We start from the raw sequence: 13,532 nt of genomic DNA on the forward strand, positions 1-13,532 counted from the left end.
TGGGCCTGCCGACCCACGGAAACCCACCCTAACATCCACGGCGCCGAGCCGCGGTGAACACGCCCGCTACTGAGGCACCGTGATCGACGTCGCCCCGTGACCGGTGCCGTACTGGCCCGCGTGACCGCCGCCGAGCAGGTCGTGCAGGCCGAGCACCGCGGTGATGCGTCCCGGCGCGGCGTCCACGTCGTCGACCGTGCTGATCGCGGAGTTCAGGCCGGCATCGGCGCGGGCCACCGCGACGGCGGCGCCGCCGGTCGCCGAACCGTCGCGCCCGGCGAGCAGCGTGCCCGAGCCGTGCGGGGCCAGCGCGGCCGAGAACCGCGCCACGCTCGCCCCCTGGTTCCCGGCGTCCTGGGGCAGCGCGCCACCGGTGACGACGAGCGCGGCGTTGGCCGCGCCCATCTGATCGCTCGCCTGATAGGTGATGAAGCCGGTGTCGCGCAGCGCCGCCAGCACGGTGTTGCGCTGGGTGTCGTCCACCGGGGGCACCGCGGGGTTGGGGTTGGCCAGCAGGGCGATGCCCATCAGGTCACCCGCCTGCGAACCCTGGTCGACGAGCTTGGTGCTCAGCTGCTGTCCGGCGGGCAGCACCGAGGAGTTCACCACCGTCTGCAGCTTCTCCGCCGAGTTGGCCTCGACGAACTCCTGCGTCAGCGACACCGTCCCGGTCACCGTCCCGCCGGCCTGACCGATGAACTTCGACACCGCGGCCACGTCGTCGTCCTTGGCGTCCGGGGTGCGGAACACCACCACCGACTTGCCGGCCAGCGCGTCGTGCACGATCCGGCCGGCCAGCTGGGTGTCGAAATTGTTTGCCGCGCTGAGCTTTTCGTTCAACACGTTTTTCTGGTCGTTCAGCCCGCTGATCTGGGCGTTGAGGTCCTTCTTCTCGTCACGCAGGCTGGACAGCAACGTGTCCGACAGGAAGCCGGAACCCAGCACGACGCCCACGGCCAGCGCCAGGAACACGGCGGCCAGCGACAGGGCGTGTTGGCGCAGCGAGATCATCTAGGTGACCCACTTCTGCACCATCAAGCAGAAGTGGTTCCAGTAGTCGGTGACCCAGTGCAGCACCACGCCGTCGGTGCGAGACACCCACAGCGCGACGATGACGGCGATCAGCATCGTCAGCGCCAGCAGCGCGATGGCCCCCGCCGAGATGTGGTTGCGGTACAGGGTGGCCACGGCCTTGGCGTCCACCACCTTCTCCCCCACCCGCAGCCGGGTCAGGAAGGTGGACGGGTTGCTGTGCGCACGGGTGCGGTCGAAGAACGTCTCGATGTTGGCGGTGTGGCCGGCGGTCACCAGCAGCGCGGCGCCGTGGTGGTCGGCCAGCAGCAGGGCCAAATCGATCGCCGACCCCGCGGCCGGGAACGTCATCGCGCCGACGCCCAGGTCCTGGATGCGTTCCAGCCCCGGCGCGTGCCCGTCGGCGTCGGCGGGCAGCACGACCTGGGCCCCGCACTTCAGGGCGTCGGTGCTGATCTGGTCGGGGTCGCCGACGATCACTTGCGGGCGATACCCCGCCTTGCGCAACACGTCCGCGCCGCTGCCGACGCCGATCAGGGCCGGCTGATACTCCTTGATGAACGGCTTGAGCGACTTGAGGTCGTCCTCGGCGCTGGGCTCGTCGGCGACGATCACCACGTGCCGGCGGCGCAGGTCGACGTCGACGTCGGGGATGCCGATGCCGTCTATCAGCAGCGGGCTCTCGCTCTTGATGAACTCGATGGTGTTGCCCGCGAACGCCTCCAGATGGGCGGACAGGCCGCTCTTGGCCTCCCGCATCAAATCGGCGATGTCGTGGTCGGTGCGTTCGGTGCCGCGGACCAGCCGCCGGTCGCCGGCGTACACCCCGCCCTCGTGCAGGCGGATCTTGGCGCCGTCTTTGACCTTCTTGAAGACGTCGGGTCCGGCCTCGTCGATCAGCGTGACCCCGTTGTTGACCAGGACCTCGGGCCCCAGGTTGGGGTAGCGGCCCGACACCGACGGCGAGGCGTTGACGACGGCGGCGATGTCGGCCTCCACCAGGGCGTCCGCCGTGATGCGATCCAGATCGAGGATGTCGAGCACGACGATGTCGCCGGGGCAGACCCTGCGCAGCAATCGGTCGATGTTGCGGTCAACGCGGGCAGTGCCGACGAGGCCCGGCCGGGCGGGATTACGGGAAAGCAGGCCTGACATCTTCATGGGGGCGATTCTGTCGGTGATGCGCGGACGACGCGGGGAGGCGCGCCGTAACATTAGCCCCAGAAGTTATCTAGAGTCCCATTAGTAACAGGTCTGTGCCGAACTGGTCTCGAACGTCGACTTGATGCGGCGACACGCCGGGGTTGGCCGCCACAAGTCGACGCTCGCGGAGCCAGGGGCCCGACACAGGGGCGGAGACGGCGGCGGCCGCAACACGGGGCTAGATCTCGTCCTTTTGCGCCGCCTCGAGCAGCTCGCGGGCGTGCGCGCGGCCGCTGTCGGATTCGCCCAGCCCGGCCAGCATCCGCGCCAGCTCGGCGACCCGCTCGTCGCCGCCCAGGCGCCGCACCACGCTGGTCCCCTTGGGCCCCGCGGCGTGCACCACCAGGTGCACGTCGGCGTACGCCGCAACCTGCGGCAGGTGCGTGACCACGATGACCTGGTGGGTGCGCGCCAATCGCGCCAGCCGGCGCCCGATCTGCACCGCCGCGCGGCCGCCCACCCCGGCGTCGACCTCGTCGAACACCATGGTGGTGCCCGCGGCCTCTTTGCGGGAGGTGGCCAGCACCACCTCCAGGGCGAGCATCACCCGGGACAGCTCGCCGCCGGAGGCGCTCTTGGCCAGCGGCAGCTGGTCCATGCCCCGGTGCGCGGCGAAACCGAACTCGACCTGGTCGACGCCGTCGGCGCCGGCGTGGACGAGCTCGCCCGACGGCAGACGCAGCGCGGCCGAGTCGTCGGGGTCCGACGCGGTGTCCGGCGCGGCATCCAGGGTCACGTCGATGGTGAATTGGGCGTCGGCCATCGCCAGCCCGGACAGCTCGGCGGTGACCTCCTTGGCGAGCCGCTTGGCGGCCTTGCGCCGGGTGGCGCTGAGATCGACCGCGGCCTGGGCCAATTCGCGGCCGAGCTCGTCGACCCGGGCTGCCAGCGCCGCCAAGCCCTCCTCGGAGACGTCGAGCTGGGCCAGCCGTTGCCGCGACCCCTGGGCCCACCCGATCACGCCGTCGATGTCCGCGGCGTACTTGCGGGTCAGGGTGCGCAGTTCGGCCTGACGGGCCAGCTTGGATTCCAGCGCGCTGGCGTCGACCGGCAGCTCCTCGAGGAAGCCGCCCAGTTCGCCGGCCGCGTCGACGAGCACGGTCAGCACCTCGCCGATCTGGCCGGCCAGCGCCGTCAGCTTGGCGTCGCCGGTGGATTCCAGTGCGGCCCTTGCCTTTCCCAGGCTGTCGGTGGCGCTGAGGCCGTCGGTCTCCTCGGAGGACAGCGCCGCGCGGGCGGTGGCGGCGGCCTCGCGCAGGGTGTCCAGTTCGGAGAGCCGCACGATGTCGGCGACCAGGGCGTCGTCCTCGCCGGGTTGCGGGTCGACGGCGTCGATCTCGTTGAGGGCGAACGTCAGCCGGTCGGCCTCCAGCGCGAGCTCGCGCATGCGGTTGCGGCGGTCGAGCAGGTCGCGTCGCGCCGACAGCCAGGCGTCGCGCAGTTTGCAGTACCGCTCGAGCGCGGGTCCGGCCTTGGCGAAGCGGTCCAGCGCCGCGCACTGCTCCTCGGGCCGGATGAGGCGCAGCTGGTCGTTCTGCCCGTGCAGGGTCAGCAGCCCGGCGGTGAAGTCGCCCAGCGATTTGGCGGGCACGCTGCGGCCGCCGAGGTAGGCCCGCGACGGCCCGTCACGGCTGACCGAGCGCAGCGCGATCACGCTGCCGTCCTCGTCGCGTTCGGCGCCCGACGCGTCGAGCATCTCGTCGAGCCGCACGACCATGGCCTCGTCGAGATCCGTTGTGCTGAACCGCCCTTCGACGAGGGCCCGCTCGGCCCCCGACCGGACCCGGGTGGCGTCGGCGCGGGCGCCGCCGAGCAGATGCAAGCCGGTGACCACCATGGTCTTTCCGGTGCCGGTCTCCCCCGTCAGCACGGTCAGGCCGCGGTCGAACTCGCCGACCGCCGAGCTGATCGCCCCGAGCGACTCGATCCGGATTTCAGTCAGCATTCAGTCAGGATCCCGTGCTGTGCCGTCAGTTTCCGCGCCACCCGGTCACCGGCAGCCGGAACTTGCGCACCAACCGGTCCGTGAACGGGGCGCTGTCCAGCCGGGCCCATTTCACCGCCGTGTCACAACGTTTCACCTCGATACGGCTGCCGGCCGGGATCAGCATCTCGCGGCGGCCGTCGCAGAACACCAGGGCGTCGTGGCCGTCCGCCTCCACCTCGATCGCGATGGTGGCGTTCGGGCTGGTGACCATCGGGCGACCGAACAGCGCGTGAGCGTTGTTGGGTACCACCAGGATTGCCTCCAGGTCGGGCCAGAGCACCGGGCCGCCCGCGGAGAACGCGTAGGCGGTGGAACCCGTCGGGGTCGACACCAGGACGCCGTCGCAGCCGAAGGCGGACACCGGCCGCCCGTCGATCTCGACCACCACCCCCAGCACGCCGAGCCGGGGGCCCTTTTCCAGGCTGACCTCGTTGAGGGCCCAGCCGTGCGCGGAGACCCGGCCGCCCTGGCGCACGACCACGTCGAGCGTCAGGCGGTTCTCCACCCGGTAGTCCTGTGCGACAACGTGGTCCAGCACCCGGTCGATGGCCTCGGCCTCGGCCTCGGCCAGAAAGCCGATCCGCCCGAGGTTCACGCCCAGCACCGGGATGCCGGCGTTGCGCGCGAGCTCGGCGGCCCGCAGGAACGTCCCGTCGCCGCCGAGCACCAGCACCAGTTCGCAGCCTTCGGCGGCCCGGGGGTCGGCGTCGACGACCTCGATCTCGACGCCCATCGCCCGCATGTCGTCGGGGGCCAGGTGCAACGGTCCCCGGTCGACGGCCTCGGCGGACAGCACCCGAAGCCCGATTCCGTTGTCGCCCAGCGTTTTCTGTACACGGCGGGCCGTCTCGGTGGCTTCTTCGCGGCCGGTGTGGACAACCATTAAGACGGTGCGTTCGGCTGGAGTCACTGCGGCCCGCTTTCCACTGCGTGCCGCACCGCCGCCACCAGGGCGTCGCCGGCGAGCGGACGATCGGCCTGGGCGCGCAGCCGAAGGAAATATTCGACGTTGCCCGACGGCCCCGGCAGCGGGCTCGCGGTGACGTCGACGGTGTGCCAACCCAGCTCGGCGGCGCGGCGCGCGACCGACGTCACGGCGTCGGCGCGCAGGCCGGGGTCGTGCACCACACCGCCCGCGCCGACCTGGCCCTTCCCCACCTCAAACTGTGGCTTCACCATGGGAACGATATCCGCGTTCGGTGCGGCGCATCCAGCCAGCGCCGGCAACACTGTGGCCAACGAGATGAACGACAGGTCGGCCACGACGAGGTCGACCGGCCCGCCGATCGCCTCGGGCGTCAGGTCACGAACGTTGGTCCGCTCGACGACGACGACCCGCGCATCGCTGCGCAGCGACCACGCCAGCTGGCCGTATCCCACGTCCACGGCCACCACTTCGGCGGCCCCGCGGTCCAGCAGGACTTCGGTGAAGCCGCCCGTCGACGCGCCGGCGTCCAGGCAGCGGCGGCCCGCGACGGAGATCCCGAAGGCGTCCAGCGCGCCGATGAGTTTGTGCGCGCCGCGCGAGACCCAGCCGCGTTCGCCGTCGGTGGCCACGGTCAGGGCGGCGGTGACGGCGACGGCGGTGCCGGGCTTGCGCGCGGGCATCCCGTCGATGCTCACCTTGCCGGCGCCGATCAACTCCGCGGCCTGCTGACGCGACCGGGCCAGGCCGCGCCGCACCAGCTCGGCGTCAACGCGGGCGCGTCGAGACATGCGCGCACTCAGCCCTTCTCCGCCGACTCCAGCGCGGCCAACAGGACGTCGTGGGCCTCGGAGAGCCGGCGCGCGATCTCTTCGAGCTCGTCGAGCGAGGGCGCCTTCTCGGGGTCCTCCTGGTCGCCGGGTCGGGGCAGCCGGGCCAGCAGGGCGTCGATCTCGGCGCGAATCTGATCGGGGTCGATACTCATCGCGTTCCTACGTTAGTCGGTGCGCACCAAAGACCAGCGCTGCAGCGCGGCGCGCGCCCGGTCGTCGCCGGCCTCGATGCGCACGGCGCCAGACCCCGGGGCGCCCCACACCGCGCCGGCGACCGCGCGCACGATCGACAGGCCGTCCCCGTCGTCCGGCCCGTCCCCGCGGACCGTGACCGCCCCGTCCGCGACGTCGACCCGCCAGCCCGGTTGCGGGCCGACCGCGAGGCGCCCGGCGTCGGCGTGCAGCGAGCGCAGATCGTGGCCGATGTAGGTGGGGCGCTGGGCGGGCTTGGCGTACACCGCGTCCCGCGCGGAGTTGACCCCGGTGAGCACCATCAGGCTGGGCAGCTCGGCGGCGTTGGCGCCCTCGATGTCGGTGTCGAGCCGGTCGCCGATCACCAGGGGCGCGCGGAAGTCGCCCCGGGCCGCCGCGTCGCGCAGCAGGGCGGGCGCCGGCTTGCCCGCCACCTGGGGTTCGGCGCCGGTGGCCGCCCGCAGCGCGGCCACCAACGAGCCGTTGCCGGGCAGCAACCCGCGCTCGGTGGGCAGGGTGAGGTCGACGTTGGCCGCCACCCATCGCGCGCCGGCCCGGATCGCCAGCGCCGCCTCGGCGAGCTCGGGCCAGCCGATGGTCAGGGACAGGCCCTGCACGACGGCGGCCGGGTCGTCGTCGTTGCTGCGCACTGGGCGCAGCCCGACGGCGGTGATCTCGCCGGCCAGGGCCTCGGTGCCCACGATCAGCACCGGCGAGTCCGGGGGCAGCTGGTCGGCGAGCAGCCGGGCCGCGCTCTGGGCGCTGGTGGCGACGTCGTCGGCGGTGGCGGTGAAGCCGAGTTCGGTCAGGTGCGCGGCGACCTCGTCGGCGCTGCGGGAGGCGTTGTTGGTGACGAAATACGCGCGACTGCGCACCTCGGCCAGCGCCTCAACGGCGCCCTCGGTGGGCTGGCGGCCGCGAAATGCCGTCCCGTCGAGGTCGATCAGTAGGCAATCGTATTCCTGCGCAAGGCTTTTCACGTCGTCGGTTCCGTCGTGTCAGCCGAGTTCACTGACCCGGTCTTCGGCGTCGGTGACTCCGTCGACGTCGGCGGCGGCCGAACGCAGGAACCATTGCAGCGCATCGTCGGTGCGGTCGAGCGCGAGCAGCGTGTCCGCGTAGGCGTAAAAGAGCCGCGCGGCCGTGGAGCCGGTGCGGCTGGGATCCAGTTGCGGCGTGGACAATACGGTCAGCGCCTGCTCCAGCTGCCCGAGGTCCGCGCGCGCCCCGGCGGCGACGATGCGGAGCTCGTCGGCGTCGTCCCCGGACAGCTCGGCGGCCTCCGGTCCGCGCGCGAGCTCGATGGCGCGCTCCGGACGGCCAAGTCCGCGTTCGCAATCGGCGATCAGCGGGAGCAACGCGGACTTGCTGCCCATGCGGCGTGCGGCGCGGAACTCCGCCAGCGCCTGCGACCAGTCGCCGCAGTGGTAGGCGGCGATGCCGACCGCCTCCCGGATGGTGGCGATGCGGCTGGACCGGGCCCGCGCCGCGCGGGCGTGACGCAACGCCGCCTCCGGGTCCTCGTCGAGCAGCTCGCCCGCGGCGACGAGGTGGCGGGCCACCGCGTCGGCGGTGGCCCGGTCCAGGGTGCTCAGTTCGCGGCGAACGTCGGGTGCCAGCTGCTTGGCTTCCACGCCGGGCGGGATCGGCGGCCCGTCCTGCGGGGCGCGATCGGCCTGGGCGTCGCGGCGCGGGCCGCTCTGCGGCTGAGCCGGCCGCGCACGGCCCGGACCGGACCAGTTGCCGGATGCCGGCCGCGCCCTCCGCTCGCCGCGGTGCCTCTGCCTGTCGTCGACCACGCTGCCGAGAATACGGGCAGCGCCACACCTAACTCGGCAGCCGGTTGCCCAGGAGCGGCGCGATCAGCGCCGGGCAGTAGGTCGCGATCGCCACGATGGTGAACCTGCCGGCCGTCTCGTACGACATGCCGTTGCCCTCGGCCATCTTGGACGTCACCGCGTCGAAGGACCCGCCGGGCTCGAACAGCATCGGGCACACCGACTGTCCCATCGCGGTGGTGCCGGTCGGCTGGCTATAGGCGATCCCGGCGTTCGTCAGCGCCGACAGGAACGCATTGCTGAGCATGTCCGCGCGGATCGGCGCCGACATCGCCCCCGACAGAGCCGCGGCCAGCGCCACCAGGCCCGTGATCACCCCCAGGCTCCGCAGGACGGTCGACCGCACACGCGTCGCGAAAATCACCGTGACAACAGTGGTCCTTTCGGGTCACGCCGACGACACGGTGAGGTAAAGATCTGTGCACGCGCGTGTTTCGCGGAGGCTCTACGGCGCCCGGGCGGTCTAGACCTTTTCGACCCCCGCGACGGTGCGCTTGCCGCGGCGCAGCACCAGCCACCGGCCGTGCAGGAAGTCCGCCGGCTGCGGGGCCCACTCCTCGCTTTCGATGCGGACGTTGTTGACCGAGACGCCGCCCTCGCCGATGGTGCGCCGCGCGGCCTTGCGGCTCTCGGACAGCCCGCTGGCCACCAGCAGGTCGACGATCCCGTCGGGGCCACCGGGTTTGAGCTCGGCGACCGACGTCTCGCGCAGCGCCGCGGACAGCGTGGCCTCGTCCAGCCGGCCCAGCTCGCCCTGCCCGAAGAGCGCCCGGCTGGCGTGCTCGACGGCCTCGGTGGCCGCCTCGCCGTGCACCAGCACGGTCAGTTCGCGCGCCAGCCGCCGCTGCGCGGCGCGTTGTTGGGGGCGCTCGGCCGTGGCCTGCTCCAGCTCGCCCAGCTCGTCGGCCGACAGGAAGGTGAACCAGCGCAGGTAGCGGATCACGTCGGCGTCGGCGGTGTTGAAGAAGTACTGGTACCAGGCATACGGGGTGGTCAGCGCGGGGTCCAGCCACAGGCTGCCGCCACCGGTGGACTTGCCGAACTTGGTGCCGTCGGCGGCGGTCACCAGGGGCACGGTCAGCGCGTGGACCGAGGCGCCGAGCTGCTGGCGGACCAGCCGGACCCCGGCGATGATGTTGCCCCACTGGTCGGAGCCGCCGATCTGCAGGCGACAGCCGTAGCGGCGGTGCAGTTCGACGTAGTCGTTGGCCTGAAGGAGCATGTAGCTGAATTCGGTGTAGGAGATGCCGTCGCCGTCCAGGCGGCGCCGCACGGTGTCGCGGTCCAGCATGACGTTGACCGAGAAGTGCTTGCCGATGTCGCGCAGGAACTCGATCGCCGACAGCGGGCGCGTCCAGTCCAGGTTGTTGACGACGACGGCGCCGGTCGGTGAATCGTCGAAGTCGACGAAGCGTTGCAACTGTCCGCCGATCCGTTCGGTCCACTCGGCGACGGTGTCGGCCTCGTTGAGGGTGCGCTCACCAACGTCGCGGGGGTCGCCGATCATCCCGGTGGCGCCGCCGGCGAGCACGATGGGGCGGTGGCCGGCGCGCTGGAAGCGGCGCAGTGCCAGCAGGGGCACCAGGTGGCCGGCGTGCAGGCTCGGCGCGGTGGGGTCGAAGCCGGCGTACACCGTCATCGGCCCGCGCCGGGCTTCGGCCGCCAGCGCATCGAGGTCGGTGGACTGCGCGATCAGGCCGCGCCAGCCCAGCTCGTCGAGGATCATGGTGTACGAGTCTTCCAGAGCGCCGACGGCGGGCGTCGACTTGTGGCGCGGATTCGGGGCGCTTCCCCCAGCGACCCGACGTTCGCCGCGGGTTAGTCGCTGGCACCCGGGGCCGGCGCGCGCGGGCTGCGGCGATACGCCGACACCTCCGGGCGCCCGGGAAGCCACAACCGCCAGGGCCGGTCGGCGGCCTGGCTGACACCGACCCGCGGGCCGGACATCGAGCTCAGCGGTTCGTGCAGCTCGAGCGTCACCGGGCTGTTGCCGTCGAACAGGTCGATTCCGTTGTCGTCCATGGTGATTCCCATGGCAGCGCACAGGTTCCCCGGCCCGCGCGCCAGCGCGGCGGTGTGCACCAGCTCGCCGCGGCGGGCCCGGGCGGCGTCGGTGCCGTCCTCGATCGCGGCCGCCCGCAGCAACACCGCGGCCGCGGTGCCGTCGGGACCGCACGAGACGTTCGCGCAGACATGGATGCCGTGGCTGCGGTAGGTGTAGAGCCGCCCCGGCGGCCCGAACATCACGAAATTGCGGGCGCGCAGGCCCTTGTAAGAGTGCGCCGCGGCGTCCGGCCACGGACCGTCGGGCACTCCCCCGTAGGCCTCGACCTCGACGACTATCCCGCTCACACCCCGCGCGGTGAGGGTGGCGCCCAGTAACCGGCGCGCGGCCTCGACCGGGTCGACCAACAGCTGCGCCGCCGCCGTGCTTGCGCGAGATCGTCGTCCAGCCTCGACCAATTGAAGATCCTGAATCCTCTTTTCAGTAACCCAACGAACCTACCGGCGGCCCGAACATGGCAGTATCCCGGTGTCCGGGACCCGAAGGAGGCCGACATGCACGCGATAGACCCGGCCGCCACGGCGTGGCTGCTGGCCAGCACCGCGCTGGTCTTGCTGATGACGCCCGGCCTGGCGATCTTCTACGGCGGCATGGTCCGCACCACCGGGGTGCTCAACATGATGATGATGAGCTTCATCTCCATCCCGCTGGTGACCGTGGCGTGGCTGCTGATCGGCTACACCCTCGCGTTCTCCGAAGACGGGGCCAGCGGGTTCGTCGGCAACCTCAGGCATTTCGGGATGCTCGGCATCACCCCCGACACGGTGCACGGCACGGCGGTGCCCGAGTTGCTGTATGCCACGTTCCAATTGACGTTCGCGATCATCACGGCCGCGCTGGTCAGTGGCGCGATCGCCGACCGCGCGAAGTTCGCCGCCTGGATGGTTTTCGTCCCGGTCTGGACGATCGCCGTGTATTCGATTGTCGCCCACTGGGTCTGGGGGCCGGGCGGCTGGCTGGCCAAGTTGGGCGTCCTCGACTATGCGGGCGGGCTGGTCGTCGAGATCGTCTCGGGTTCCTCCGCGCTGGCGCTGGCGCTGGTGCTCGGGCCGCGCATCGGTTTCAAGAAGGACGCCATGCGGCCGCACAACCTGCCGCTGCTGTTCGTCGGTGTCGGGCTGCTGTGGTTCGGCTGGTTCGGGTTCAACGCCGGCTCCGCCCTGGCCGCCAACGGAACCGCCGCGGCCATCTTCCTCAACACCTTGGTCGCGGGATGTCTGGGCATGCTGGGTTGGCTTGCGGTCGAACAGATTCGCGACGGCAGGCCCACCACGTTCGGTGCGGCGTCGGGCGTGGTCGCCGGCCTGGTGGCCATCACCCCATCGTGCGGGACCGTCAACACCCTCGGCGCGACGATCGTCGGCCTGGCGGCGGGTGTCGTGTGCTCGTTCGCGGTGGGCGCGAAGTTGCGCTTCAACTATGACGATTCGCTCGACGTGGTGGGCGTGCACTTCGTCGGCGGCGTGGTCGGTGTGTTCCTGATCGGGCTGCTCGCCACGGCGGTCATGACGGCGGGCCCGCGCGGCCTGTTCTACGGCGGCGGCGTCGGCCAGCTGGGCAAGCAGACGCTGGCGATCGCGGTCGTCGCGTTCTACGCGTTCACCGTGTCGTTCGTGCTCGCCAAGGTGATCGACCGAGTGGTGGGTTTCCGGCTCAGTACCGAAGACGAAACCACCGGCGCCGACCTCACCCAGCACGCCGAAACCGCCTACGCCGAAGGCGTGCACGGGCACCTGCCGCAGCGACGCCCGGCGATCGGCGAGCGCTTCAACTAGGCCCGCCCGGGGCCGCGAAGGCCCGGATGCTGCGACCCCTTGACAGCGCGGCCGCGCGCGACGAATATTCATCACATGATGAGTTCATCCCGTGATGAATTAATCTCGGACCGGGCCGAGCCGGCGGTAGAGATCGATCACCTTCGCGTGATCCGCGGTAAACGCCCGGCCCTGCACGACTTCTCCGTGCAGATCGCGGCGGGCAGCATCACCGGCCTGCTCGGCCCGTCCGGCTGCGGCAAGACCACGCTGATCCGATGCATCGTCGGCACCCAGATCGTGACCTCGGGTCGCGTCGTTGTGCTCGGCAAGCCTGCCGGCAGCGCCGAACTGCGCCGTCGCGTCGGCTACCTGCCGCAGGACCCGACCATCTACAACGACCTTCGCATCGTCGACAACGTTCGCTACTTCGCCACGCTGTACGGGTTCGACGGCCGGGCCGCCGACGCCGCCATCGAACGAGTCGGGCTCAGCGATCACCGAACGGCCTTGTGCGGCAACCTGTCCGGTGGCCAACGCACCCGGGTGTCGCTGGCCTGCGCGCTGGTCTGCCAGCCCGATCTGCTGGTGCTCGACGAGCCCACCGTGGGACTCGATCCGGTGCTGCGCGCGGACCTGTGGGACCAGTTCGCCGAATTGGCCCGCGCGGGGACCACATTGCTGGTTTCCAGCCACGTCATGGACGAGGCCGACCACTGCGGGGACCTGCTGCTGATGCGCGAAGGCCGGCTGGTCGCCCACACCACCCCGTCCCAACTGCGAGAGGACACCGGATGCACGTCACTGGAGGACGCGTTTCTGTCCATCATCAAGCGCAGCACCATGCGCGAAGCCGGTTAGGGCTCAACGGGTATACGGCGACCACGACGCGGATCCTGCGCCAGTTGGCCGCCGATCACCGCAGCGTCGCGATGATCCTGTTGGTGCCGGTCCTGGTGATCACCCTGATGTACTTCATGTTCGAAAACGCCCCGCACCGCCCGGGCGGCCCGACCCCGTTCAACAACGCCTGCCTGATCCTGCTCGGCCTGTTCCCGCTGTTCGTGATGTTCATCATCACGGCGATCACCATGCAACGCGAACGGGCCTCGGGAACGCTGGAGCGCATCCTGACCACTCCGCTGCGCCGGCTCGACCTGCTGATCGCCTACGGCACCGCCTTCTCGACGGCCGCTGCGGCGCAAGCCGTTCTGGCGTGCATCGTGTCGTTCTGGCTGCTCGGCTTCGACACGGCGGGCAGCCCGCTGTGGGTGTTCGTGATCGCGATCGTCAACGCCGTGCTGGGAGTCGGACTCGGCCTGTTGTGTAGCGCGTTCGCGCGCACCGAGTTTCAGGCCGTGCAGTTCATCCCGCTGGTGATGGTGCCGCAGCTGCTGCTGGCCGGCATCATCGTGCCGCGGGCGGTGATGCCACACTGGCTGCAATGGATCAGCAATGTGCTGCCGGCCAGCTACGCGCTCGAGGCCCTGCAACAGGTGGGCGCGCACCCGGAGCTGACCTTCATCGCGGTGCGCGACATCATCGTGGTGTTGGGCTTCGCCCTGGCGGCGCTGTGCCTGGCGGCGGCGACGCTGCGGCGACGGACCGGCTAGTGGCGATCGCAAGCGCGGCGCAGCCGGGCGCAGCGGGTCGCCACCATGAGATAGTGGCGATCGCAAGCGCGGCGCAGCCGGGCGCAGCGG

Annotated in this window: 14 protein-coding genes; 3 read left to right on the top strand and 11 right to left on the bottom strand. The window is 71.1% G+C overall.

Translation table 11 applies throughout. The features are described 5' to 3' along the window. Nucleotides 1-66 precede the first annotated feature (66 nt). The 11 genes from OCU_RS39110 to OCU_RS39160 all read right to left on the bottom strand — a co-directional run bounded on the left by OCU_RS39110 (nucleotide 67) and on the right by OCU_RS39160 (nucleotide 10,473). A complete protein-coding gene (locus OCU_RS39110; protein ID WP_014380301.1) occupies nucleotides 67-1,011 on the bottom strand; it encodes a copper transporter in 945 nt (314 codons plus the stop codon). Continuing rightward, nucleotides 1,012-2,193, bottom strand: a complete 1,182-nt coding sequence (gene steA / locus OCU_RS39115) for a putative cytokinetic ring protein SteA (RefSeq protein ID WP_009955069.1) — start codon at nucleotides 2,191-2,193, stop codon at nucleotides 1,012-1,014. A gap of 220 nt (nucleotides 2,194-2,413) precedes the next feature. Beyond that, nucleotides 2,414-4,180, bottom strand: coding sequence for a DNA repair protein RecN (gene recN / locus OCU_RS39120; protein ID WP_014380302.1), 1,767 nt, complete (start codon nucleotides 4,178-4,180; stop codon nucleotides 2,414-2,416). A 25-nt stretch (nucleotides 4,181-4,205) separates the two neighbouring features. Then, the gene (locus OCU_RS39125) at nucleotides 4,206-5,105 is read right to left on the bottom strand and encodes an NAD kinase (protein ID WP_014380303.1); all 900 of its coding nucleotides are present in this window, start codon (nucleotides 5,103-5,105) and stop codon (nucleotides 4,206-4,208) included. A gap of 23 nt (nucleotides 5,106-5,128) precedes the next feature. Next, nucleotides 5,129-5,938 carry a TlyA family RNA methyltransferase gene (locus OCU_RS39130; protein ID WP_014380304.1) on the bottom strand — a complete coding sequence of 270 codons (810 nt, stop codon included), beginning with the start codon at nucleotides 5,936-5,938 and terminating at the stop codon, nucleotides 5,129-5,131. An 8-nt stretch (nucleotides 5,939-5,946) separates the two neighbouring features. Continuing rightward, complete coding sequence (locus OCU_RS39135; RefSeq protein ID WP_009955065.1) at nucleotides 5,947-6,132, bottom strand: hypothetical protein; 186 nt, start codon at nucleotides 6,130-6,132, stop codon at nucleotides 5,947-5,949. 12 nt (nucleotides 6,133-6,144) lie between these two features. Continuing rightward, nucleotides 6,145-7,152 (bottom strand): HAD-IIA family hydrolase, encoded by a 1,008-nt coding sequence (locus tag OCU_RS39140; RefSeq protein ID WP_014380305.1) that lies wholly within the window; start codon nucleotides 7,150-7,152, stop codon nucleotides 6,145-6,147. An 18-nt stretch (nucleotides 7,153-7,170) separates the two neighbouring features. Further along, entirely contained in the window at nucleotides 7,171-7,971 is an 801-nt protein-coding gene (locus OCU_RS39145; RefSeq protein ID WP_225331121.1) for a tetratricopeptide repeat protein, read from the bottom strand. 28 nt (nucleotides 7,972-7,999) lie between these two features. Beyond that, the gene (locus tag OCU_RS39150; RefSeq protein WP_009955607.1) at nucleotides 8,000-8,374 is read right to left on the bottom strand and encodes a DUF732 domain-containing protein; all 375 of its coding nucleotides are present in this window, start codon (nucleotides 8,372-8,374) and stop codon (nucleotides 8,000-8,002) included. Between the two features lie 99 nt (nucleotides 8,375-8,473). Further along, on the bottom strand, nucleotides 8,474-9,736 hold the full coding sequence (tyrS, locus tag OCU_RS39155) for a tyrosine--tRNA ligase (protein ID WP_009955608.1): 1,263 nt from the start codon (nucleotides 9,734-9,736) through the stop codon (nucleotides 8,474-8,476). 92 nt (nucleotides 9,737-9,828) lie between these two features. Next, nucleotides 9,829-10,473: a DNA-3-methyladenine glycosylase gene (locus tag OCU_RS39160; RefSeq protein WP_014380308.1), complete on the bottom strand. Its 645-nt coding sequence runs from the start codon at nucleotides 10,471-10,473 to the stop codon at nucleotides 9,829-9,831. A gap of 96 nt (nucleotides 10,474-10,569) precedes the next feature. Between OCU_RS39160 and OCU_RS39165 the strand changes: the two genes are divergently transcribed. The 3 genes from OCU_RS39165 (at nucleotide 10,570) to OCU_RS39175 (ending at nucleotide 13,442) form a co-directional block, all read left to right on the top strand. Continuing rightward, entirely contained in the window at nucleotides 10,570-11,850 is a 1,281-nt protein-coding gene (locus tag OCU_RS39165; protein ID WP_020188604.1) for an ammonium transporter, read from the top strand. Nucleotides 11,851-11,925: 75 nt separating this feature from the next. Next, a complete protein-coding gene (locus tag OCU_RS39170; protein ID WP_014380310.1) occupies nucleotides 11,926-12,690 on the top strand; it encodes an ABC transporter ATP-binding protein in 765 nt (254 codons plus the stop codon). Further along, a complete protein-coding gene (locus OCU_RS39175) occupies nucleotides 12,624-13,442 on the top strand; it encodes an ABC transporter permease (protein WP_080552504.1) in 819 nt (272 codons plus the stop codon). Before OCU_RS39170 ends, OCU_RS39175 begins: the two co-directional genes overlap by 67 nt. The last annotated feature ends 90 nt before the right edge of the window (nucleotides 13,443-13,532 follow it).

The sequence above is a fragment of the Mycobacterium intracellulare ATCC 13950 genome (genome assembly GCF_000277125.1).
Lineage (GTDB): Bacteria > Actinomycetota > Actinomycetes > Mycobacteriales > Mycobacteriaceae > Mycobacterium > Mycobacterium intracellulare.